Origin of the sequence: Alcaligenes sp. SJTW-7, from assembly GCF_047716895.1 — a bacterium.
Lineage (GTDB): Bacteria > Pseudomonadota > Gammaproteobacteria > Burkholderiales > Burkholderiaceae_B > Alcaligenes > Alcaligenes ammonioxydans.
Map to the genome: position 1 here is coordinate 2,030,193 of NZ_CP136682.1, position 21,212 is coordinate 2,051,404.

A 21,212-nucleotide genomic window follows, 5' to 3' on the forward strand; every position below is an offset into this window, starting at 1 on the left:
GCAATGGCCAACACGTTTGTCATTGCGCTTGCAACGACACCCGGCCAGACGAGGAGATTGACGTAGCCAGCCGTATTGGCAGCTCGTGGTCGTCTACCTGCACCAGACCTTCGAGCGAAAAGCTCAAGGACAGCACTTCACTGCCCTGCTCGCTGACCTGCACTTTGGGCGCTTTCAGGCGCGGCTCGTAGCGTTCGATCATGCGGGTGATACTGTCGATGATCTCGCGCGTGGACCCGCTGCTAAAGGAGCCGGCCAGATTGGTGAAATCCGGCACCCCGAACTCCGGGTCCAGTGGCACGCTGCCGCGCCGGGTATTGAGGATGCGCTGCAGATGCTCGCGTATCGAGACCACCAGCACCTGGGCACGCGTGGCCTGGGTCTGGATCTGTCCCGTCTCCAGCGCAGCAATGCGCTCCAGCAGACGCAACTCGCGCATCCCTTTTCCCTCTTACTTTGGTGTGAGCCAGGAGTCTTCGGCCTCGATGCCGTCCGGCTCCCAGGTCCAGACGATTTTTTCGTAGGTCAGGGCGATGTCTTCCATGTGGCCGAACTGGCGGTTCTCGGGAGCCAGGCAGTTAGGGACCCAGGTGCGCGAGCTGGTGACGACGGCCTTTTCCAGGCGAATCGTGTAGTACTTTTCTTCCGTGCCCTTGGGGCTAATACGGTAAAACTCCAGCTCGACTTTGCTCAGTTGTTCGCCCGAGCACTGTGCCTGGAAGATCTTGGGCGAGGACTTGTCGATTTCCTTGGTCAAGGTAATACCCAGGTGCTGGCGCTTGCCCGAGGGCAGGCCCGTCTGGGGGCTCTTGGGCAGTTCAATACGATGATCGACGGCCTGGATCAGAATCTTGCCGCTGTGACCCTGAACTTCGCAGGACCCTTCGATCTTGCCCTGGGTTTCGCCTTCAAGCGTGAGATAGCATGGCATAGGCATGGTAAATTACTCCTGTTGTTAACTGACTGTGTGATGACTTAAGCAGTAGTTGCCAATACCGGGTACACCACGACGTCTGGCTGGCGTCGCGCCGGTGCCTCAAGGCGGCGATCCTGTGTCAGCAGGATCGCCCGCCCTCAAACTCAGTTTTTGTCCAGCTTGCCCACCAGCGACAAGGTGAACGATGCGCCCATGTACTTGAAGTGCGGACGCACTTTCAAGCCCACGCGGTACCAGCCTGGATCGCCTTCCACATCCGAAACGGTCACCTCGGCCTGTCGCAAAGGCCGACGGCTGCGTACACCCGCGCTTGGGTTATCCATATCGGCCACGTACTGACGAATCCACTCGTTCAGTTCGGCTTCCAGGTCATTGCGCTCTTTCCAGGTGCCGATGTTCTCGCGCTGGATCACCTTGATGTAGTGCGCCAGACGGCTCACCACATAGATGTAAGGCAGTTGCGTGCCCAGCTTGTAGTTGGTCTCGGCCACCTTGCCTTCTTTGTTGTTGCCAAAGAACTTGGGCTTTTGCGAGGAATTGGCCGAAAAGAAGGCCGCATTGTCCGTGTTCTTGCGCATGGTCAGGGCGATAAAGCCTTGTTCGGCCAACTCGAATTCGCGTCGTTCGGAGATCAGCACTTCGGTCGGGATCTTGGTCTGGGTCTCGCCCATGGCCTCGTAGTTGTAAATAGGCAGATCCTCGACCGCCCCGCCGCCTTGCGGACCGATGATGTTGGCGCACCAGCGATAACGTGCAAAGCTGTCGGCCAGTCGGTCTGCAAACGCAAAGGCCGCATTGCCCCACAGAAAGTTCTGATTGCCGCCCGACACATCTTCGTTGTAATTGAAGGTCTTGGCCGGTACCGTGTCCTCGCCATAAGGCACGCGCAGCAGAAAATGCGGCAAGGTCAGGCCCACGAAGCGGGCGTCATCGGACTGGCGAAATGAATTCCACTTGGTAAATTGCGGGCCTTCAAAAACCGCACTCAGATCTTTCAGATTGGGCAGTGCCGAGTAATTGTCCACGCCAAAAAACTGCGGTCCGGCCGATGCAATGAAGGGCGCGTGCGCCATGGCCGACACGCTGGCCAAGGACTGCAGCAGCTTGATGTCCTGGGTGCCGGGACCAAATTCGTAATTGCCGATGATCGAACCAAACGGCTGACCACCGAACTGTCCGAATTCCGCCGTGTAGACAGCGGTATACAAGCCCGAGCGGGTGATATCGGTGGCATCCTCAAAGTCTTCCAGCAGCGCCTGCTTGGACACATTCAGAATGGCCAGCTTGTTGTTCTCACGAAAATCCGTGCGATCGACCAGAAATTTCAGCCCTGTCCAGGCCGACTCCAGACGTTGGAAATCGGCATGGTGCAAAATCTGGTCCACCTGACGGCACAGTTTGCGATCCAGATTGGCGATCATTTCATCGATCAGGCCCTGGCTGATCTTCTCGCTTTGGCGACCTGGCTCAAGCAGCTCGGCTACAAAGGCTTCCAGCCCCTGGCGGGTAATGGCATAGGCCTCATCATCAGGACGCAGGCGAGTCGATTCAATCAGCTCATCGAGCAGCGAGCCGCCTTCCTGGGCGCCTTGCGCAGTCTGAGCCTGCTGTTCCGGTGTGTTTGCAGTCATGTTTATTCCCCTTGCTTGTCCTGTACGCCCAACTCAGCCAGCAGACGCTGACGCGTGCCTTCGTCCTGTACCAGTCCCTGCAGACGCTTGCGAAAATCAGGCAGATTGCCCAGTGGCCCTTTCAATGCCTTGAGTGCGTCGCGCAAGGCAATCAACTGGCGCAGTTCGGGCACCTGATCGACCAGCGCATCGGGCTGAAAGTCGCGCATGGACTCAAACCGCAGGTCCACAGTCAGTTGATCGTCCGGCCCGGCCTGCTCATTGAGCTTGTCCTGCACCAGCAAGGTCAGCGACAGATTCTGGGCCTTGAGCACGTCGTTGAACGTATCCTTGTCCACGCTGACCGGCGTACGCGCATCCAGGGGCGTACTGTCTTCGCGCAAGGTAAAGTCGCCCAGCACTAACTGGCGAAACGGCAGCTCCACCTGCTCCTGGGCATCACCCGTGGCGGGTTTGTACACAATATTGACGCGCTCTTTGGGGGCGACGGAACCATCAGCAGCCATGTCGGTTTCTCCTGTTTAGAAAATCGGGGTCTGTTCTTTCATCGGGCGCGCATCAGTTGCTCGCCACCCGTCTTTAACCGCGCCAACGCTCCATCCAGCAAGCGTCGCGCAGCTTCGGCCTCGGCTCCAGCCGCCATGACCAGAGAGGTCAGGCCAAACACATCCAATCCTTCACCGTCCCGCGCCGTCTCTGTAGGCGGTTCGGCATGGCCAGCGGCCGGTGCAGGCTCAGTCACCCGCGTCCCGGACGCGGTCAGCCACGCACGCGTCTGCTCATCGGCAAAGGGACGCCCATCGCTAAAAGCCAAGCGCTCCAGCCCCGGTAAACGCTGCAAGATCGCTTGCGTTTCGATCAGAATGGTTTGCGCACCGGGCTGTCCCTGAGGCAAAGCCTGCGCCGCCTGATAGGACAGGCGGTTCAAATCCAGCCAGAAACGCATGCGTCCCAGGCGCGACTCTGCAAAGCGCAATATCGCCGCCGGGTCCTGGGCTTCGCTCAGGCGCTCCAGCACTGCCAAGTCCGCGACAGGCGGCGGAGCAACACGCGTCACCCCTTCCTGGGCATGCGGCAAGGTATCCAGAAACAGCCAGGCGCTTTGCCGGTTCAACCGCAGCAGCCAGGCCGTAGCCAATAGTGCATCGTCCAGAGTCAGCAAAGACTCCTGGATCGTCGCGACGCTTTGCTCTACATAGCGCTCGGCCGCGACCACGTCGCTTAGCGTTGCAGCAGCGATGGCAAGGGCCTTGTCGCTCACGGAATCAGGCGCCACCTCAGAGTGCACAGGCTGAGCGACTTCTTTGGCTACACGTACCGGGGCGGCCGTCTGGGTCGCTACCGCAGGCTCGTCCTGAGCCGGTTCAGAACGCGGGAAATCAGGAACAGGCGTTTCAGACGAAGTCTGTGCATCAGGGGCCTCGCTCTGGGCGGTCGGCAACAACTCTCCCAGACGCTTGCCTAAACGCCACCACGCCGGCGGTTCATCGTCTTTAGCCTGCCAGAACGCATCCAGCTCATCACACAGGGCAAGAACCTCGTCGCGTTGCTGCGAATCCAGTCCCTCTGTGTCCCAATCGGGCTCGGACAATACTGCGTCACATTCGTCCAGCAGCCATTGCACCTGATTGCGCCGGCCACGAATGCGTGCCGCAGGCGGACTCATGACGTCCCAGTACACCGTATGCAGATCGCGGATCACCTGCAGTCCAGCTGCCAGACCACGCGTACCGTACTCATGCAACCAGGCTGCGCACAACCACACCCCGGCACTCAAATCCTTGCCCTCTTTATCCAGTACCTGAGTTGCCAGAGAGGCGACCAGTGACCAGTCCACCGGCGTGGCGGCATGCATGTCCACACGCTTTCCGACTTCAGCCTGAAGCGACGCAAATGTCTCACCGTCACGCGGCATGTGCCCATGAGTGAGTGTTTCATTGATGGCCCGTACGCCTAGCTGCTTGTCCAACATCTCTACGTGCTCCCTGAGTCGGATCACCGGAAAAACGGCGATCTGCTACTGATGAACCTAGTGTAGAAATGTCACGTTTAATGACCGTCCAAATCTTATTGTTGCTGTTTCACCGTTTGAGACGATTCAATAAACACTTGGTAAACGCTCAGCCGTTTACACCCGCAGCTTGGCTGCAGCTCCCGCAAAGCGGATGTGCTAGACAACGGTGCCACTTGACATCATCAAGGAGTCTGGGGGCGGGAAGGTTGGATAAGACGGGAACCGGTTATTTCTGGGGCTGTTTTCTCAAGGCGCTAAGGGTAGCGCCGCATTGGATCGCATGGAGGCATCGGGGTTGCCAATGCCAAGTGCAGGGTTCAGTACCGGACTTCCTACCGGCATATGATCTCTGAATTTGAAAGTCTGAAAATTAGCCAAGGAAATCGCCCGTATTCCATTAATAAAATTGAAAGGGATGATAATTTCCTCTTCACTGGCGGTATGCGGCCCTCGATAGATGAAACCTTGCAGTCCTAGACTCTGAATCAGCGGTTTGTCATCTGGAATTTTTATACCAATTTCACTTAATGCTTCCCTGACCAATTTTGATTTTTCTGATTGCGGAATTTCAGGGTCTGCGATTTCATTACCGGCAATATCAACAAAATGGGTTTTTTTCCCCTTACCTGCGAACTTGTTAACGGGTGAGGTCTCTATATAAATCAGATTGATATAGGCTTCGCCGGTACCATCCGGCGGTAAAGCGTCCGGTAAATACCCTTCTGCCGTGAGTCTATCCTCCGCCACATACAAACCCGACCAATCGTCTTTTTTGCCTTCCGGATAAGACTTGATCGTGCTGCGATAGCGCTTGTCATTGGCGCTGACACCAGCGGACTTGTAGCCCAGAAACACGCCGGTCGGGCCGGGCTCAATGGCGATCTCCCTTGTTTTCGCTTTGACACTCATCGGACTCTCTCCCTGTCTAAGACATGTACTGCAGCGTCAATCCATTCCGTCTTTGACTATATGGTGATTAAGAATAGAAAGCAGCAACAGGAAAGATAGATCGAGCAAGAGTCAAACGTCAATCAAACAAGAATACTCAGTTTCATTGATTCCTTATTATCAGGCCCTTTAGAAATAACGCCGGGTTCATCATCAGGCAGCGTCACGCCGGATTTTTTTGCGCACACACGAGAACATATTTTTTGAACGAAGAATAGATAAAATCCATATTCAATGAAATGGTTCAGCGTCAGAAAACCATAATACCTCGGCTGCGCCTTATTCTGCCTACAGACAGGCTCGAGCGCTTGTTCTTGAATTCGAAAAAACTCCTTGCTGTCTGAGCGGTCTTTATCGTTCTTGTTCGCACCGCGCTCCCTGGCAAACTGCCTCAACAAGACAGGTTTACAGAGTCAGCTTGAAACCCTTGTGGCTGGCCGTAAAGCCCAGCTGTTCATAAAACCGATGTGCATCCGTTCGGGCCATATCGGAAGTCAACTGCACAATACGACATTGGCGCTGACGGCACTGCTCGACGGCCCACTGGATCATCAAACGACCCAGGCCGGAACCACGGGCCGAGCTGGCAATACGAACAGACTCGATCTCGCCCCGCCATGCGCCTTGGTGAGAGAGTCCCGGCATATAGCTGATCTGCAACGTACCCACCACACGACCATCCAGTTCCACCACGGCCAGATACTGATTGGGATCTGCCTCTATGGCGGCAAAGGCATCCAGGTAGGACCGGGCTAGGGGCAAGCGTGTATCTTCGCGTTTTTGGCCCAAAATGTCGTCGGCCAACATGGTGACGATCGCCTCAAGATCGGTTGCAAGCGCCCGACGAAAAACAGGTGTGGATGTCAATTCAAACTCCTTGGTCAAAAAACCGGCTTAATGGATTTGAAATTATGCCCCTTGGAAGCGAACAAACCATGACTAGCCCTTCAGTCTGATTGCGTACTGGGCCTCGTTAATGAGGTCGCCACCACTTTTTGCGCCTGCAACCAAGCCAGCCAGGCAGCCTGCAGACGCCAGGCGCTGGCCGCGCCCGGGGCGTAACCCATCACCTCTTCAATTTCAGGCAGAGAAAAGCCGCGTTCAATCAGGCCAGCACCAAAGGTGTTGCGCAAGCGTTGTGGCGTCATCAACAAATCCATCTGCTTGATGCCCCATTTACTGACGATACGCGCCAGGGTGGCCGGATTCATCTGCGCCTGGGGACGAGCCGCGCTGATCTGACGGCTGCCCGGAAAGACGCGACTCTCTTTCACCCAGGCTCCAGCGTCTTGAAGGCCACTGAAGATCAACCAGCTACGCAACATCTCATCACACCATACGGGCACCCTGACATCGCGCTTTGCCACGCCCGAGAGACTGATGAGCAGGGAGCCATCGCGCCAGAGGGCCATGCCCTCGTCCTCATCGGCCTGCCCGTCAGAAAGGGGGTCAACCCCCACTTGGGTGGCTCTGATGGCCGAGGGATGCAGCTGTTCCAACTCCACCGGACGCAGACCCGTCGCCAGCATCACCGCCACAATCGTCATGTCCCGATATTCGCGCCACCGGGTGGCGACCGTCATATCAGTGGCCAGCTCCAGAACGCGGCGCCGATGACGCAATGACTTGATCGTCGCCCGACATTGTTCGACCGACAGAAATTGAGTGGCCTGATTGTCGGGCGCTTGCCGCCAGCTTTCCTTGAAGGGATCGTTGATGGCTGGCGCCAGAGCGGGGTTTTCGGAGCGACCATCCTGACGACACAGTTCCTCGTAGGCGCGGGCGATGACTTGTTGATAGCGTTCGCGCTGAGGTCGGCGCACATCGTCCAGATTGCTCAAAAAGTCACGAATATCCGTGGGCTGAATCTGCGTGTACTGTTTTTGATGCTCATGAAGGGCCTGCAAAAAGCGCCGCCATAAGGTTCGATACACTCGTTGCGTACTGGCTGCCATGGGGGGACGCTGATGCTGCAGCCAAGTATCAAACAAGGCTTCCGCCGAAATGTCGGCGGCTTTTACGCCCAATAGTGGCAGGTCAAACTGCCCTTCTTCGCGTGTAGACCTTTTTTTCATGGCGTGCCTGTTTTTTCCGTTAATTGCATTTTATGATAAGCCCCCAGGGAGCAGCGTGCAATATGGCCGGCTCAGGCCAGCGAATTTGCTTTCTTCCATTGGCGCAGCCGATTTCGCGCATTGGCATACGGCGAGGCCGTATTGAACTGAATCATGCGCCCCTGTGAGTAGGTCTTGTACCAAGGGGCACCGTACAAGGCCTGGTCGGTACAGTGTCCGACCAGCTCCACAATCCGGCCATAGACATCCTGGAGACGGGTAAGCAGTTCCGAATAAGAAAGATCGGCATAATCCGCGTAGAACTTCTGTGCCAAGGCCCCCAGCTCGTTCCATTTGAAACCACGTTCGGGAAAATCGACCGCTTCCCCCCGGGCTTTGGCGTGACTCCACTTCAATACCAGTTCGTTCCAACCGATTAAATAAGCCACCAGATCCGACACGCTCATCTGTGTTCCTTTGACATGCCCTTGCAGGCTGCGCTCGCGGCATCGCTCCTCAGGAACCGTCAGCAACTCTGCCCTGAGTTGTTGATAGCTACTAGAGATAGCCTGCAGTAACTCCTGTTTGTTTTGCGGTACTGCCATCGGTGCCCTCCCCTGGTCTTGGTTGTTCAAGTCCGGCGCGCCGCCCCCCAAGCAAGACAGACGGCAGCCAGACCGCCTGACTTAACGAAAGAGATTTTGGTGTACCCAACCCTTATTGGTCAGAATCAACCGTGCCTGCCCTTGAACTTCTGGTGCTGTCAGTGCACGCAGGTCCTCGTAGGCATCCAGAACGGCTCCATCCGTAATCCACAGCGCGGCATCAGCCAGATGATAAACATAGTTAACTTGGCTGACGGTAAATCCGCCTGCACTGGCCGGCTCTGTGAAGTAGTTGATGCGTTTGAGAACCAGACGGCCCGTACAAAAGGCATCACGCTCGCCCTGGGACGGCTCGGAGCCTGCACGTCGCAAATAGGTATCGGCCTGAGGCGTCAATTCGTAGCGCGGTGCCTGCTCTGTCCCCACCTGACGCACGAGCCCCACCGAGGCCAAGGCCGCCAGACGAGCCCGATCCTCCACGATCAGGGGCGAGTCATGCTCAGCCTGGTAAGGATAACTTCGTCCCGGCACACCGACACATAAACCATCCCGGCTATCCAGATAAGACTGGATAGCTGTGCTGAAATTTTCCTCATTGGCCTGCCTGGAGTCCTGACACCCTGCCAACAAGGCGGCTGCCCCAACGACCAACGCTGTCTTCCACATAGATACTTCCTTGCTCGCGAGCTGAAAAATCGAGTGTATCCCGCGCTCGCACCACCCTAACAGCCTTGTCACACGCTGACAAGAAAAGACGCCGATAGCAAGGTCGCAGCGCGACTACCCTCAAATTTGCATTACTGCATTGCAAAATCTGGTCTTTTAGGAAGCTTACAAACAGGTTAAAGTTTCCAGGCTTCGTAAATGAAAGGCATTATCAATGAGCAACACTTCTGTCCCAGAGGATCAGCCCCGTTACACCCGCATCGCCCGCATCTTGCACTGGATCATGGCATTGGCGCTGACTGCCTTGGTCATCGTGGGCTACACCATGAAAACCTTGCCGCTGTCCCCCCTGAAACTGCAAGTCTATTCCTGGCACAAGTGGGCTGGCATCACCCTGCTGCTACTGCTGGTGCTGCGCCTGATCTGGCGTTTGTTGCACCGCCCCCCTGCCTTGCCCGCCAGCATGTCTTTCTGGAGCCGGGCGCTGGCGCACAGCGGCCATGCCCTCCTGTATCTGTTGATGCTGGCCATCCCTCTGACCGGCTGGCTGATGAGCTCGGCCAAAGGATTCCAGACGGTCTGGTTTGGCGTGATCCCCCTGCCCGATCTGGTCTCCAAAGACAAACCTTTGGGAGAGTTGCTGGTCCAAGTACACATCTTTTTGAATTACGCCCTGATTGCCATGGTCAGCCTGCACGTTCTGGCGGCCCTCAAGCATCAGTTCATTGACCGTGACGGCTTGCTCGGCCGCATCACCTTTACTTTAGGCAAAGCCAAATCATGAAAAAATCTGTCTTCGTGTCCCTTCTGGCCGGCTCCTTGGGTCTCAGTCTCAGTCTGGCGGCCAATGCCAAGAACTACCAGACGCTGGATGCCCAAAATAGCGAAATCGGCTTTCAGTATTCGCAAATGGGCGTGAAGCTGGATGGCCAATTTCGCAAGTTTGAAGGCGAGCTGAACTTCAACCCCGACGCCCTGGATCAGTCCAAGGTGGTGTTGAAAGTGGCACTGGATAGCGTGGATACCGGCTCGGAAGAAGCCGATGACGAATTGCAGGACGTACGCTGGTTCGACATTGACGCGCATCCCCAGGCCGTTTTCAGCTCCAAGCGTTTCCGTGCAGTCAGCGCCCAGCAATATGAAGTGCAAGGCACGCTGCAGATCAAAGGCCGTGAACAGCCCGTTACTGTCATGGCAACCATGGCACCCGAAGGCGATAAAGCTACGTTCAGCGGCGCTTTTGACATTAAGCGTGGCGACTTCTCGATCGGTGAAGGCTCCTGGTCCAGTTACGACATCGTGGCCAACGAGATCACCGTCAATTTCAAGATTGATGCCCGGTAAAACGACGCATCAGCCCTCATTCCTCTTTTCTACCCGCATCAGCAAGGATTACACCCTCATGATCAAACCAGTGATTGCTCTGTCCGCCAGCTTCCTCCTTGTCTTTGCCGCTCAAGCCGCGCCGGTGAGCTATCAGGTTGAGCCCAGCCACACCTTTGTACACTTCAGCTACAAGCACCTGGGCCTGAGCACTCAAAACCAGCGTTTCGACAAAGCACAAGGCACGGTTACCCTGGATCAGCAAGCCAAAACCGGCAACATCGACATGAAAGTCGACACCCGTTCGGTCAGCACCGGCTTTCCCCTGTTCGATGAACACATTCAAGGCAAGGATTACTTTGATACGGCCCAGTTTCCTGAAGCCACGTTCGTATCCAAGGAAATTCAATTCGACGGCGACAAGCCTGTGTCCGCCAAAGGCGATCTGACCATCAAGGGCATTACCAAGCCCGTTACCATGAGCATTGAGTCGTTCCTGACCATGCCCAAGCACCCGATGTTGAATAAACCCGCCCTGGGTGCGGATGGCAAGATCGAGATCAAGCGCAGCGACTTTGGCATGGCTGCCAATGTGCCCCATGTCGGTGATGAGGTCACCATCCGTATCGCCCTGGAGGCCATCGCGCCCTGATCCAGACCTGCCCGCCGTTGCAGGAAATCCAGTTACAGGATTTCCTGCACCACTTCCAGGGGACGCGCCAGACGCGTCCCTTTTTCCGTCACCACAATGGGACGATTCAGCAAAATGGGGTTGGCTTCCAGGGCAGCGAGCAACTCCTCGTCGCTTAAATCCGGATTATCCAGATTCAACTCGCTGTAAATCGCTTCTTTGCTGCGCATGGCCTCACGCACCGTCAGACCCGTGGCCGCAATCAGCGCTTTGAGTTCGCTGCGCGACAAGGGGGTTTTCAGGTATTCAATGATCTCGGGCTCCCGTCCTTTTTCTCGCATCAGGGCCAGGGCATTGCGCGAAGTGCTGCAGCGCGGATTATGATAGATTTTGCTCATAACAGTCTTTGACTTCCTATAAACCGTATTCAGGCAAACAATAGTAGCCCAGTGCTGCCGGCCCCGTCATCCGGCTTGCTTGCGGCAAACAGGCCCGCATCTTCATTCAGCCAGGAGAACCCATGATCGACCTGTATTACTGGACCACTCCCAACGGACATAAAATCACGATGTTTCTGGAAGAGTCCGGTCTGCCTTACACCCTGTACCCCGTCAATATTGCTCAGGGCGACCAGTTCAAACCCGAGTTCCTGCGTATCGCCCCCAATAATCGCATTCCCGCCATTGTCGACCACGCTCCGCAAGACGGCGGCGCGCCCATCTCCTTGTTTGAGTCAGGCGCCATCTTGCAGTATCTGGCCGAAAAAACCGGACAATTCCTGTCCGCAGACTTGCGCATCCGCACCGAAACCTTGCAGTGGCTCTACTGGCAAATGGCAGGGCTGGGCCCCATGGCCGGTCAGAACCATCATTTCAATGTGTATGCCCCGGTAAAAATCGAGTATGCGATAGACCGTTATGTGCGTGAGACAGGTCGCCTCTATGGCGTGCTCAACAAGCATCTGGCGCAGCGCGACTTTATCGCTGGAGACTATTCCATTGCGGACATGGCCAGTTACCCCTGGATTGTCTCGCATGAGCGCCAAGGCCAGAACCTGGACGACTTTCCCCATTTGAAGCGTTGGTTCCAGCGTATTGCCGAACGGCCTGCTACGGGTCGTGCCTACGCACTGGTCGAGACAATCAACCCTGGCTCTCCCGTCCATGATGAGAAAGCCCGTCAAATCCTTTTTGGCCAAGATTCCAAAACCATTCGATAGGACTACGACTCCATGACCTTACAGCGCCCTTATCAGCTGCTGCTTATTGGCCTGACAACCCTGGCTCTGTCGGCGTGCTCCAGCACGCCAAGCTCCAATATTTCCCTGATCCCCACGCAAACCCAGGATCAGACGGAGAAAGACGGTGTCTTTACCCAATCCCTGAACTACAAGCACATCAAGCCTGGCTGTACCGGCGAATGCCCGCGCCTGGAAGTCAAATCCCTGATTTTCCCCGGTAATCCTGAGCTAACCGGGCTGGTCGATGAAAGCCTGGCACACATGACCGTCATCACCGACCGTCATCCCGGTTATCGTGGTTTGAAAGAGTTCGAGAACTACTACTGGGCCACGGCCAATCATCGCGATGAAGTTCATCTGTCAGCCCGTACGCGCTACCGCAACCGCGATTTGACCGTTGTAGAGCTAAGTTCAGGCATTTACATGACCGGTGCCGCTCACGGTATTACGGCCACGCAGTTCATCAACTGGGACAATCGCCTGAAAATGGCCCTGCCCCTGGATCGTATTATCGCCCCAGGCCAGATCAAACCTTTCCAGGAACTGGTACGTCAAGCCCATCAGAACTGGCTCTCCGGCCTGAGCGAAGCGCGCGAGGATCGCGCCGGCTGGGACAGAATGTGGCCTTTCCAGCCCGCTCAGAATGTTGCGCTGACGGACCAGGGGCTGCTGGTGAAGTACAACCCCTATGAGATCGCCCCCTATTCCTTCGGTCAGCCTGAGTTCTTGCTGCCTTACTCCCAATTGAAAGGCATATTGCGCCCCGACTATCTGCCCGCCAACTAGCCAAACCGCTTGACTGAGCAGACAGGCGGCCTTCCTCTGGCTGCCTGTCCTAGCCCACACGCTGTTGCACGCTACCCCAAGCCCGGCATCGCTGCCCTGCCGATCCGAAACCCAGCCTGCTGCCAGCGCCCTGTTCCCTCTTTACCTGGTCCCGCCATCATGTCTGATAATTTGTTCCGCTTTCACGACCTGTTTGCCCAATTGGGTTTGCCGAACTCACCTGAGGCGATTGCCCGCTTTCTGAACGAACACCGCCCCTTGCCCAACGACGTCCTGCTGGCGGATGCCCCTTTTTGGGATGCCTCCCAGGCGGATTTCATTCGGGAAAAACGCCTGCAGGATGCGCCCGAATGGATTCAGGTCATTGATCAACTCAGCGAAGCGCTGCGTGAGACCAGGGACGTCGTAAGTTCAGATAGGCCTTGTCGTGTGCTGGCCCTCTCTGGGAGCCTGCGCCAGGGCTCTTTCAATACCGCCTTGGCTCATGCAGCCCAAGCCCAGGCCCCTCAGGGCATGACGGTTGAAGTGGCAACCTTGCACGGCATCCCCCTGTATGACGGCGATCTCGAAAGCAGCAACGGCATTCCAGAGGCGGTACTGAGCTTGAAAGCAAAAATTCTGAATGCAGACGCGCTCCTTCTGGTCACCCCCGAATACAACAATGGCGTACCCGGCGTGTTCAAGAACGGCATTGACTGGCTGTCACGCACTGATAGGAACGCCATTTTCTCAGGACGTTTAACGGGGTTGGTCGGTGCCTCCATGGGGGGATTTGGCACGATTTCATCCCAGGCGGCCTGGCTGCCCACACTGAAAATGTTGGGTGTGTCCCTCTACAGCGGGGGATCTTTGATGGTGTCTCGCGCACAGAACTCCTTTGACGCAGCGGGCACGTTACACGATGAGCACACCCTGAACCTGCTGAGCACGTATCTGCAGGGTTTCCACCGTTTTGTCCAGGCCTCCCAGCCAAGCAGAGCACATCAAACAAGCGCGTAGCCGACACGGCCAGAAGTGCCAGGTGGCCTGATCGCTTTTACAAAGCAAATCGACACGCACAGGTACAACAGAAAACGGTGGGACCAGCACCAGCAAGCCTTACAAGTTCGCCGTCTCAGCAAAAAGGAGCCTTGAAGGCTCCTTTTTTATTGCCCAAGGCTTAAGGCTGAACGGGCTTGTCGAAACGATCCAGATCAAAGTAACGACTGGTACCACTGGAAGCGGCGGGAGCAGGACTTGTACTGTCCGCCGCAGGCGAAGCGGCAGGCTCGACCGTGACAGTCTGGACCCGATTAAGATCGGGCTGCTCCACGCGTTCGGGCACACCATAGGTCTGTACACTCTCTCCCGAAGATGATCCTGCGGGAGGAGGAGTCGAGCCGGCCTTGCGGGCAAGCGTCTGTTCGAGATAGGCGGCCAATTGATCGTGGTTGGCTGAACGCGCCCAGTCTGCAGCGCTCAAACCCTGGGCATTTTGCATGCCTGGGTCTGCACCGGCCGCCAATAACAGATCCACCACCGCACGTTTGCCCGATAAGGCCGCCATCATCAAGGGACTGGTACCGTCGGGTGCGGGCGCATTCACAATCGCTTTTTGCGACAGCAGGTAGCGTACCGTGTCTTCATGGCCTTTAGAGGCTGCGTAGTGCAAGGGCGACCAACCCACTCGGTTCACTTGCCCTCCTCGTGCCTGCAAATCACGTAAACGGTCGGTTTCCCCCATCAGGGCCAGATACATCATGGGGGTTTCACGGGCCTCGTTCTCGATGTTCACATTGGTTTGGCGATTGGCCAGCAAGGTATCCACCACTTTCCAGGACTTGTTGCGGATCGCCAGCATCAAAGAGGGATTGCCCTTGGAGTCCACCGCATTAGGGTTCGCCCCTTTGATGAACTCCTGCTCAATGATGTTGGGGCGATCATTTTCCAGCGCCAAATACCAGTTCCGGCTTTCCAACTCAGGCTCCTGCGCCTGCACAGAGGTGGACAGCAGCAGGGCCAGAGGCAGCATCATGGAAAGAACAGGCTTTCTTATTACTTTTTTATTAAAAATCATTATCTTAAGTCCTTTTCTTAAGGTGCTTGATGAGGTATTGAAGCGGAAAAACAAGCTCTTTCGAATCTCAAGCCGTTCCCTCTTGGCAGTAGGTATTTTCTCAGAAAAAGGATCATATAAATCCGCTAAGCAATTGATAATAAACAGAAATTTAATATCAAAAAACCTGAGCATGTCTCAGACACGAGGCGCCCGTCAAAGCCGTGCGTGACTAGCATGACCGCGCCGCCTTGTTTGTCAATGTCACCGCCTATTGTTCCAACCGGAACGAGGGCTTATCCGCGTTTGCCTCATCCCGAAAACACAGGCACTACTTATTTAAAATCAATCACTTAGCCTGACTATTTGACACATTGCCTAAGAATCAAAAGGCATCCCACGTTCTGCTGGCTATGCTCTACTCAATCCCGCAGAGTAATAAACGAATCTCTCATTCAGATTAACTTAGAGCCGTACCTTATTGAATAATCTGAAAAAATTCTCTGTGCTGGCTTCTTCCACCTCCTTGACGGAAATACCCCGCAATTCTGCAATCTTCTCGGCCACATGAATGACCAGAGCAGGATTATTGGTTTTACCTCGATACGGAACTGGAGCCAGAAAGGGCGAATCGGTTTCAATCAGCAAGCGGTCCAGCGGCACCCGTTGCGCCACGTCTTGGAGCTGGGTGGCATTTTTGAAGGTGACGATGCCCGAGAAGGAAATGTAGAAATTCAGGTCCAGGGCCGCCTGCGCCACTTCCCAGGTTTCCGTAAAGCAATGCATGACGCCCCCCGCAAGCTGAGCCTGCTCCTGGCGCATGATCGCAATCGTGTCCTCACTGGCTGAACGCGTATGAATAATCAAGGGCAGGCCCGATTCACGACTGGCCCGTATATGGGTACGGAAGCGCTCGCGCTGCCACTCCAACGGCTCTTGCAAACGGTAGTAATCCAGGCCCGTCTCTCCGATAGCCACGACTTTCGGGTCCTGAGCCAGCGTCACCAGCTCCTGCACGGTGGGCTCGGTCACCTTTTCGTAGTCCGGATGTACACCGACCGAGGCAAACAAATGGGTATGCGGACGGACCAACTCCATCAAACCGGGCCAGTCGTCCATATCGACGCTGACCACTAGCGCACAGCCCACCTGGTTCTGACGCATCTTATCCAGAATGGCGTCCAGATTTTCAGCAAGTTCGGGAAAGTTAAGATGGCAATGCGAATCAACAAACATGATGAGAGGTACTTTTCTTAAACACGACGACATGCCTGGTGCAAGCGGTCCAAGGCATGATGAACCAACAATTTAGCATTGAGCGGATGATTGCCCAGCGCCTTTTGCTGGGCCAGCCATTTGAGCGCTTCGGTAAGGGCCGCCGAATTGGCCTGAGCCGCCAGCGCATCAATCTGTTTTTGCAACGAGGGATAGTAACGCGCCGACTGGGCAAAACCACTTAACTGAATATCAACGAACAAACGTTGCCAATGATCGACCCATTCCTGAACCGGAAGTTTTTCCAGCGTATCGGCCAGCGACAAGTCCGCTTCACGGCCAGCTTTCAAGACACCCTCGATCCAGGCACTGAGCCAGTCCGGACACGGCGCCTGCATCGCCTCACTGGCGCTGAACGCCTTTAAAGGAGCCCCCCCCCAGGCTGCCAACCAATCAGATGCGTGCTCTAGCCCCTGCTGCTGCAGCCATTGCACCGATTGCTGAGCATCCGGTACCGGCAAAGGCAAGCGGCGACAGCGTGAGACAAGCGTTGGCAGCAGTCGATCGGGGGCATCGGCCACCAGCAAAAAAACAGTACGATCGGCCGGTTCCTCCAACACCTTCAGCAAGGCATTGGCAGACACCAGATTCAAGGCCTGAGCCGGATACACGACCGCGACGCGCCAGCCTCCCCGATGCGTGGCCGTATTGAACCAGTGCTGCAACTGTCGCAACTGCTCCACCCGGATTTCCCGAGACGGATTTTTACGGGCTGCCGCGTCCTTGGCCAGATCGCCCTCCTGCATGTCGGGTCCCTGCTCCTCCAAGGCAATCGCATCAGGACGCAACAGACGCAAATCCGGGTGATTGCCCCCACGCACCCACTGACAGGCCTGACAGTGGCCGCAAGCCAGTCCCTGAACAGGCTGCTCGCACAATAAACTGGCTCCAGCCGCCCGGGCGAACCGCGTCTTGCCGATACCGGGCAGACCATGGATCAGCCAGGCATGGGCAAAACGCTCTCGATTACCCAGCCAGGCCTGAGCCGTCTCAATTTGCCAGGGTAGAAAAGTCAAACTATCAGACACCGTATTGCCTCAAGGTTGCACATCAACAGGCCTGATTCACGCCAGAAAGACAAGATGGTCTCCCTTGCCTGAACGGCTCAGCGCACATTGTAATATGAACCGGTAAAATGCCTGCTCCACTACCAAGGATGATGAAGTGAGCTTATTGATCGGGCTGGCCGCCAAAGCGCGTTCAGGCAAAGATACCGTGGCCAATCTTTTGCTGGCCCACACCCCTTTACTGGCTGCCTATGCCTTGGCCGACCCTGTCAAAATGGGCTGCGAGGTGCTGTTTGGCCTGAGTCCCGCCCAGGCCTGGACTGACGACAGCCTGAAAGAAGTCCCTATCGCGCTATGGCAGCGCTCCCCGCGGCAGTGCTTTCAGTTGCTGGGAACAGACTGGATGCGCGAACGCGATCCCGATCACTGGTTGCGCCGCGCCCAACATCTGCTGAAGTTCGGGCCAGGCGCCGCCCTGGTTCGCAAACCGCAGGACTATTCGGTCTGGGCCCTGGCTTTGCCCGCTCTTTACGGCTTGTCGGCCGAACAGTTGGACGGCGAGCAAGCCGACCGTGTGGACAGCTTTTGGGGACTCAGTCCACGTCAGGCCGTTGAACACCTGCGCAGCCGGGTCCTGTCGCAGTATCCCGACTTCGAGCAACGCCGTCAGGCCTTGCCCCTGCGTGCACCGAGCCACCAGCTACCGGATATGAGCCAGGCACGCTGCCTGCTGATTAAAGATATTCGCTACGAAAACGAAGCCGACTTCATCCGTCAAAATGGCGGGGAGATATGGCATATTGAACGCCCTGGCAACCCGGTCATCAGCCAGCACTCCTCGGAATGGGGGATCGCGCGTGCCCCGCAAGACTACCTGATCCGAAACGATGCCGGCTTGCCAGAGCTGGCAAACAAGGTCCATGACCTCTGGCGCGGATTTACCCAGCGCCACGGCTTGCTGGCGTAAGAGGCCGCCAGCTCGGCCCCGGTCGGACAGGATCTACCATGGCCGGCCTTCCTTCATCGAGCGCCGGCCTGTCTTGCACTCTGGCGCTAACGCTTGAGAATGTACTTGGCCACGGCCCGGTTATGCGCCGCCAGATTGGCCGAGAACTCGCTGGTACCGTCACCCCGCGACACAAAATAGTAAAAATCGTGCTTTTCCGGATGCAAAGTCGCCAATAAGGAGGCCTTGCCCGGACTGGCGATCGGAGTGGGCGGCAGACCCGCACGAGTGTAAGTATTCCAGGGCGTATCGGTTGTCAAATCACGCTTGCGGATACGACCCTCATAGGCTGAACCCATTCCATAAATCACCGTCGGATCCGTCTGCAAAGGCATACCCACGCGCAAGCGGTTCATGAACACCCCCGCCACTCGCGCCCGATCCTGGCTGTGACCCGTCTCACGTTCCACAATGGAGGCCATGATCAGCGCCTCATAAGGCGTTTTCAACGGCAAATCAGGATCACGGTCGGCCCATAACTGCTCCAAGAGCTCCTGCTGGGCCAGAAAACCGCGTCGCAAGATATCCACGTCAGCCGTACCCGGAACAAAGACATAGGTATCGGGGTAAAACAAACCTTCGGGATGTCCGACTTCAACACCCAGGCGGCTTAACAAATCGGCATCGCTGACCTCGCCCAAGGTCTGTCGAACCTGCGGGTTGTTCGCCAGCGTGTCACGAATGCGCTGATAGGTCCACCCCTCCGGAATGGTCAGGCGGGTCTGCAGCATATTGCCGCTGGACATCCGCTCCATCACTGTCCAGGGGGTATCACCACGCACCGCCTCATAGGCGCCGGCCTGCAGCGAGGTATCCAGACCCGTCAGGCGCGCCATCCAGACGAAGGCGTCCTCCTGGATATCAATGCCAGCCTGCTGCATGCTGCGCGCAATCGCACGCGGCCCTGAACCGGCAGGGACCACATAATCAATGCGTTCAGCACTCATGTTCACGGGCAGCTTCTTGGCCCAATACCAGGCGCCACCCGCGAGAACACAGGCGGCAACCACCACAAGGCCCAACAGGGCAGAGAAGATTTTGACGTTTTTTTTCATGCGAGCGCTATTGTAAACAGAATGGGGCGGCCTGTTCTTGACGATGTGTCACAAGGCGGCATGGAAATGACGTGCGCCGATCGTCCCCTTAACACGCGAACACGCACATGCCCTGTTGTCAGCGGGGATATGAGCCTGGAACAGGCCCTACCCACGGTATGATTGATGTTTAAATTTATTCTTTCGCTCAGCCATGACCGGAATGTCTGCCCCTCTCTCGTTCACCTTGCCCGATTTGTGCGTCCTCCAGTTTCAGGGAGCGGATGCCGTCTCCTTTCTTCATGCCCAAGTCAGCAATGACCTGGAGCATCTGGCTGCCGATCGTGCCTGTCTGGCCGCCTACTGCACCGCCAAAGGGCGCAGCCTGGCGACCCTGGTGCTCTGGCGCGAAGCGACCGACACCGTATTTGCTCTGGTGCGTCGTGATCTCAGCGAAGCGCTGATCAAGCGCCTGCGCATGTTCGTGCTGCGCAGCAAGGTCACCATCAGCCTGGCCGAATTGCAGGTTTATGGTGTGGCCGATCAATCTGCCGCCCAAGCCGTCTGGAATTTGCAGCGCGAGGGTGGCGACACCCTGATTCAAGCCCCCGGCACGCTGGAGGGCATGAATCGGCACTGGCGGATTTCTTCGCAGCAAGATGCGAACGCGCAGGCTTCTGAAGGCCTTTGGGAAACAGCAGATATTTTGGCGGGCTTGCCCTGGATCAGCGCCGCTACGCAGGACCTGTTCATTCCCCAGACCCTGAACCTGGACCTGATCGACGGGATCAACTTCAAAAAAGGCTGTTATCCCGGCCAGGAGGTCGTGGCGCGCAGCCACTATCGGGGCACCATCAAGCGTCGCATGATGGCCGCCCGCACGGACCGGCTGGATGCGCCCCCTGCGGGCCAGGAAGCAGCAGACGTATTCTTAGTCCCGTCCGAGGGAGGGGCCGAGCCGATCGTTGCCGCCCGTATCATTAATCGTGCCTGGCAGGCCCAGCAGCAGCGTCTGTATGTCTTGATGGAAGTGGTACTGGCGGACCTGGAGCAAGGCCAGTTTCAACTGGAGCAAGGACAGGCACTGGAATTGCAGCCCCTGCCCTACGCTCTCCCAGAACTTAGCGCCTCTGACGGTACAAATTAAGAATGCTGGAAAAATCCAGTCCGGCATTCTGACCCTGGGCCGCATGCAAGGCGAACAGGTTACGGGCCAGTTCGCCTAACGGCGTCGCGCTATTTTGGCTCACGGCAGCATCCGCAGCCAGACCCAGGTCCTTGAGCATCAGACCGGTGGCAAAGCCCCCCTGATAGTCACGCGAGGCCGGCACATCCGGCATGACACCGGGCCATGGGTTGTACAGTTCGGTGGCCCAGTTGCGCCCCGAGCTGCGCGCCATGATGGACGACAACACGGCAGGGTCCAGACCATGGGCAACGCCCAGCGCCAAGGCTTCAGCGGTACCCGCCATCAAAATTCCCAACAGCATATTGTTGCAAATCTTGGCAACCTGACCCGCACCGGCTTTACCGGCGTGGAAAATGTTCTTGCCCATCGCATCCAGATAAGGACGCGCCTTTTCCAGCGCCTGATCCTCACCCCCAACCATAAAGGTCAAGGTACCGGCAATTGCGCCACCCGTACCACCGGAGACAGGCGCATCCAGCATCAACAAGCCCAGCTTGGCTGCCTTGGTCGCCAGATCCTGGCTGGTTTGCGCATCAATCGTGCTGCAATCGACCAGCACCGTGCCCGGGGCCACCGCCTGCAGCAAGCCGTTCTCGCCCTCGTAAACCTGACGAACATGGCGACCAGCGGGCAGCATGGTAAAGACCATCTGTGCCTCTTTGGCGATTTGCGCGGCTGACTCGCCCACCTGCGCCCCCGCCGCCTGCAATTCCTTCATGGCTTCCGCATTCAGGTCAAAGACTTTCAAACGATGACCGGCTTTGAGCAGATTCAGCGCCATGGGTTTGCCCATATGGCCCAGCCCGATAAATGCAATCGTGTTACTCATTT

General features: G+C 56.7%; 24 protein-coding genes. 8 read left to right on the forward strand and 16 right to left on the reverse strand.

Going from position 1 to position 21,212, the window contains the following annotated elements; translation table 11 throughout:
- Positions 1-19 precede the first annotated feature (19 nt).
- The 10 genes from tssE to RSQ48_RS09125 form a co-directional block, all read right to left on the reverse strand.
- Positions 20-439: a type VI secretion system baseplate subunit TssE gene (gene tssE, locus RSQ48_RS09080; RefSeq protein ID WP_003799822.1), complete on the reverse strand. Its 420-nt coding sequence runs from the start codon at positions 437-439 to the stop codon at positions 20-22.
- Positions 440-451: 12 nt separating this feature from the next.
- Entirely contained in the window at positions 452-937 is a 486-nt protein-coding gene (locus RSQ48_RS09085; RefSeq protein ID WP_003799821.1) for an Hcp family type VI secretion system effector, read from the reverse strand.
- Between the two features lie 143 nt (positions 938-1,080).
- The gene (tssC, locus tag RSQ48_RS09090) at positions 1,081-2,568 is read right to left on the reverse strand and encodes a type VI secretion system contractile sheath large subunit (protein WP_003799819.1); all 1,488 of its coding nucleotides are present in this window, start codon (positions 2,566-2,568) and stop codon (positions 1,081-1,083) included.
- Between the two features lie 2 nt (positions 2,569-2,570).
- Positions 2,571-3,074, reverse strand: coding sequence for a type VI secretion system contractile sheath small subunit (gene tssB, locus RSQ48_RS09095; protein WP_003799817.1), 504 nt, complete (start codon positions 3,072-3,074; stop codon positions 2,571-2,573).
- Between the two features lie 38 nt (positions 3,075-3,112).
- Positions 3,113-4,540: a TssA family type VI secretion system protein gene (locus tag RSQ48_RS09100; protein ID WP_003799815.1), complete on the reverse strand. Its 1,428-nt coding sequence runs from the start codon at positions 4,538-4,540 to the stop codon at positions 3,113-3,115.
- A gap of 288 nt (positions 4,541-4,828) precedes the next feature.
- On the reverse strand, positions 4,829-5,491 hold the full coding sequence (locus tag RSQ48_RS09105; protein WP_415301712.1) for a hypothetical protein: 663 nt from the start codon (positions 5,489-5,491) through the stop codon (positions 4,829-4,831).
- A gap of 444 nt (positions 5,492-5,935) precedes the next feature.
- Positions 5,936-6,397 carry a GNAT family N-acetyltransferase gene (locus RSQ48_RS09110; protein WP_039942953.1) on the reverse strand — a complete coding sequence of 154 codons (462 nt, stop codon included), beginning with the start codon at positions 6,395-6,397 and terminating at the stop codon, positions 5,936-5,938.
- 80 nt (positions 6,398-6,477) lie between these two features.
- Positions 6,478-7,605 carry a tyrosine recombinase XerC gene (gene xerC / locus RSQ48_RS09115; RefSeq protein ID WP_240208665.1) on the reverse strand — a complete coding sequence of 376 codons (1,128 nt, stop codon included), beginning with the start codon at positions 7,603-7,605 and terminating at the stop codon, positions 6,478-6,480.
- A gap of 71 nt (positions 7,606-7,676) precedes the next feature.
- The gene (locus RSQ48_RS09120) at positions 7,677-8,189 is read right to left on the reverse strand and encodes a ClbS/DfsB family four-helix bundle protein (RefSeq protein WP_003799808.1); all 513 of its coding nucleotides are present in this window, start codon (positions 8,187-8,189) and stop codon (positions 7,677-7,679) included.
- 81 nt (positions 8,190-8,270) lie between these two features.
- Complete coding sequence (locus RSQ48_RS09125) at positions 8,271-8,855, reverse strand: hypothetical protein (RefSeq protein ID WP_415301713.1); 585 nt, start codon at positions 8,853-8,855, stop codon at positions 8,271-8,273.
- 214 nt (positions 8,856-9,069) lie between these two features.
- Here RSQ48_RS09125 and RSQ48_RS09130 point away from each other — a divergent pair, with 214 nt between their 5' ends.
- The 3 genes from RSQ48_RS09130 to RSQ48_RS09140 are packed head-to-tail and all read left to right on the forward strand — an operon-like array spanning position 9,070 to position 10,830.
- The gene (locus RSQ48_RS09130; protein ID WP_240208663.1) at positions 9,070-9,639 is read left to right on the forward strand and encodes a cytochrome b; all 570 of its coding nucleotides are present in this window, start codon (positions 9,070-9,072) and stop codon (positions 9,637-9,639) included.
- The gene (locus RSQ48_RS09135) at positions 9,636-10,199 is read left to right on the forward strand and encodes a YceI family protein (RefSeq protein ID WP_003799805.1); all 564 of its coding nucleotides are present in this window, start codon (positions 9,636-9,638) and stop codon (positions 10,197-10,199) included. The genes RSQ48_RS09130 and RSQ48_RS09135 overlap by 4 nt, the downstream gene beginning before the upstream one ends.
- 58 nt (positions 10,200-10,257) lie before the next feature.
- Complete coding sequence (locus RSQ48_RS09140; RefSeq protein WP_415301714.1) at positions 10,258-10,830, forward strand: YceI family protein; 573 nt, start codon at positions 10,258-10,260, stop codon at positions 10,828-10,830.
- A 32-nt stretch (positions 10,831-10,862) separates the two neighbouring features.
- Here the strand turns inward: RSQ48_RS09140 and arsC are convergent, their stop codons facing one another.
- Positions 10,863-11,207, reverse strand: a complete 345-nt coding sequence (gene arsC, locus RSQ48_RS09145; RefSeq protein ID WP_336579477.1) for an arsenate reductase (glutaredoxin) — start codon at positions 11,205-11,207, stop codon at positions 10,863-10,865.
- A gap of 122 nt (positions 11,208-11,329) precedes the next feature.
- Between arsC and RSQ48_RS09150 the strand changes: the two genes are divergently transcribed.
- From RSQ48_RS09150 to RSQ48_RS09160, 3 genes are all read left to right on the forward strand, one after another.
- A complete protein-coding gene (locus RSQ48_RS09150; protein ID WP_003799802.1) occupies positions 11,330-12,028 on the forward strand; it encodes a glutathione binding-like protein in 699 nt (232 codons plus the stop codon).
- Between the two features lie 12 nt (positions 12,029-12,040).
- Positions 12,041-12,835 (forward strand): RsiV family protein, encoded by a 795-nt coding sequence (locus RSQ48_RS09155; protein WP_336579476.1) that lies wholly within the window; start codon positions 12,041-12,043, stop codon positions 12,833-12,835.
- Positions 12,836-12,994: 159 nt separating this feature from the next.
- Positions 12,995-13,834, forward strand: a complete 840-nt coding sequence (locus RSQ48_RS09160; protein WP_131070595.1) for a DUF2789 family protein — start codon at positions 12,995-12,997, stop codon at positions 13,832-13,834.
- A 160-nt stretch (positions 13,835-13,994) separates the two neighbouring features.
- Here RSQ48_RS09160 and RSQ48_RS09165 read toward each other — a convergent pair whose 3' ends face one another.
- The 3 genes from RSQ48_RS09165 to holB form a co-directional block, all read right to left on the reverse strand.
- On the reverse strand, positions 13,995-14,849 hold the full coding sequence (locus RSQ48_RS09165) for an ankyrin repeat domain-containing protein (RefSeq protein ID WP_415301715.1): 855 nt from the start codon (positions 14,847-14,849) through the stop codon (positions 13,995-13,997).
- 486 nt (positions 14,850-15,335) lie between these two features.
- Complete coding sequence (locus RSQ48_RS09170) at positions 15,336-16,106, reverse strand: TatD family hydrolase (protein ID WP_059317606.1); 771 nt, start codon at positions 16,104-16,106, stop codon at positions 15,336-15,338.
- 17 nt (positions 16,107-16,123) lie between these two features.
- Positions 16,124-17,173, reverse strand: a complete 1,050-nt coding sequence (holB, locus tag RSQ48_RS09175; RefSeq protein WP_415301716.1) for a DNA polymerase III subunit delta' — start codon at positions 17,171-17,173, stop codon at positions 16,124-16,126.
- Positions 17,174-17,309: 136 nt separating this feature from the next.
- Between holB and RSQ48_RS09180 the strand changes: the two genes are divergently transcribed.
- Positions 17,310-18,119, forward strand: coding sequence for a hypothetical protein (locus RSQ48_RS09180; RefSeq protein WP_003799796.1), 810 nt, complete (start codon positions 17,310-17,312; stop codon positions 18,117-18,119).
- A gap of 86 nt (positions 18,120-18,205) precedes the next feature.
- Here the strand turns inward: RSQ48_RS09180 and mltG are convergent, their stop codons facing one another.
- Complete coding sequence (gene mltG, locus RSQ48_RS09185) at positions 18,206-19,213, reverse strand: endolytic transglycosylase MltG (protein ID WP_003799795.1); 1,008 nt, start codon at positions 19,211-19,213, stop codon at positions 18,206-18,208.
- A 202-nt stretch (positions 19,214-19,415) separates the two neighbouring features.
- Here mltG and RSQ48_RS09190 point away from each other — a divergent pair, with 202 nt between their 5' ends.
- Complete coding sequence (locus tag RSQ48_RS09190; RefSeq protein WP_336579474.1) at positions 19,416-20,339, forward strand: folate-binding protein; 924 nt, start codon at positions 19,416-19,418, stop codon at positions 20,337-20,339.
- Here RSQ48_RS09190 and mmsB read toward each other — a convergent pair.
- Positions 20,314-21,210: a 3-hydroxyisobutyrate dehydrogenase gene (mmsB, locus tag RSQ48_RS09195; RefSeq protein ID WP_131070599.1), complete on the reverse strand. Its 897-nt coding sequence runs from the start codon at positions 21,208-21,210 to the stop codon at positions 20,314-20,316. The genes RSQ48_RS09190 and mmsB overlap by 26 nt on opposite strands.
- Between the last annotated feature and the right edge of the window lie 2 nt (positions 21,211-21,212).

Excerpts from the sequence above, each read along its gene's own strand:
- tssE (WP_003799822.1), bottom strand. The coding sequence starts at position 439 with ATGCGCGAGTTGCGTCTGCTGGAGCGCATTGCTGCGCTGGAGACGGGA.
- RSQ48_RS09085 (WP_003799821.1), bottom strand. The coding sequence starts at position 937 with ATGCCTATGCCATGCTATCTCACGCTTGAAGGCGAAACCCAGGGCAAG.
- tssC (WP_003799819.1), bottom strand. The coding sequence starts at position 2,568 with ATGACTGCAAACACACCGGAACAGCAGGCTCAGACTGCGCAAGGCGCC.
- tssB (WP_003799817.1), bottom strand. The coding sequence starts at position 3,074 with ATGGCTGCTGATGGTTCCGTCGCCCCCAAAGAGCGCGTCAATATTGTG.
- RSQ48_RS09100 (WP_003799815.1), bottom strand. The coding sequence starts at position 4,540 with ATGTTGGACAAGCAGCTAGGCGTACGGGCCATCAATGAAACACTCACT.
- RSQ48_RS09105 (WP_415301712.1), bottom strand. The coding sequence starts at position 5,491 with ATGAGTGTCAAAGCGAAAACAAGGGAGATCGCCATTGAGCCCGGCCCG.
- xerC (WP_240208665.1), bottom strand. The coding sequence starts at position 7,605 with ATGAAAAAAAGGTCTACACGCGAAGAAGGGCAGTTTGACCTGCCACTA.
- RSQ48_RS09120 (WP_003799808.1), bottom strand. The coding sequence starts at position 8,189 with ATGGCAGTACCGCAAAACAAACAGGAGTTACTGCAGGCTATCTCTAGT.
- RSQ48_RS09125 (WP_415301713.1), bottom strand. The coding sequence starts at position 8,855 with ATGTGGAAGACAGCGTTGGTCGTTGGGGCAGCCGCCTTGTTGGCAGGG.
- RSQ48_RS09130 (WP_240208663.1), top strand. The coding sequence starts at position 9,070 with ATGAGCAACACTTCTGTCCCAGAGGATCAGCCCCGTTACACCCGCATC.
- RSQ48_RS09135 (WP_003799805.1), top strand. The coding sequence starts at position 9,636 with ATGAAAAAATCTGTCTTCGTGTCCCTTCTGGCCGGCTCCTTGGGTCTC.
- RSQ48_RS09140 (WP_415301714.1), top strand. The coding sequence starts at position 10,258 with ATGATCAAACCAGTGATTGCTCTGTCCGCCAGCTTCCTCCTTGTCTTT.
- arsC (WP_336579477.1), bottom strand. The coding sequence starts at position 11,207 with ATGAGCAAAATCTATCATAATCCGCGCTGCAGCACTTCGCGCAATGCC.
- RSQ48_RS09150 (WP_003799802.1), top strand. The coding sequence starts at position 11,330 with ATGATCGACCTGTATTACTGGACCACTCCCAACGGACATAAAATCACG.
- RSQ48_RS09155 (WP_336579476.1), top strand. The coding sequence starts at position 12,041 with ATGACCTTACAGCGCCCTTATCAGCTGCTGCTTATTGGCCTGACAACC.
- RSQ48_RS09160 (WP_131070595.1), top strand. The coding sequence starts at position 12,995 with ATGTCTGATAATTTGTTCCGCTTTCACGACCTGTTTGCCCAATTGGGT.
- RSQ48_RS09165 (WP_415301715.1), bottom strand. The coding sequence starts at position 14,849 with ATGATGCTGCCTCTGGCCCTGCTGCTGTCCACCTCTGTGCAGGCGCAG.
- RSQ48_RS09170 (WP_059317606.1), bottom strand. The coding sequence starts at position 16,106 with ATGTTTGTTGATTCGCATTGCCATCTTAACTTTCCCGAACTTGCTGAA.
- mltG (WP_003799795.1), bottom strand. The coding sequence starts at position 19,213 with ATGAAAAAAAACGTCAAAATCTTCTCTGCCCTGTTGGGCCTTGTGGTG.
- RSQ48_RS09190 (WP_336579474.1), top strand. The coding sequence starts at position 19,416 with ATGTCTGCCCCTCTCTCGTTCACCTTGCCCGATTTGTGCGTCCTCCAG.
- mmsB (WP_131070599.1), bottom strand. The coding sequence starts at position 21,210 with ATGAGTAACACGATTGCATTTATCGGGCTGGGCCATATGGGCAAACCC.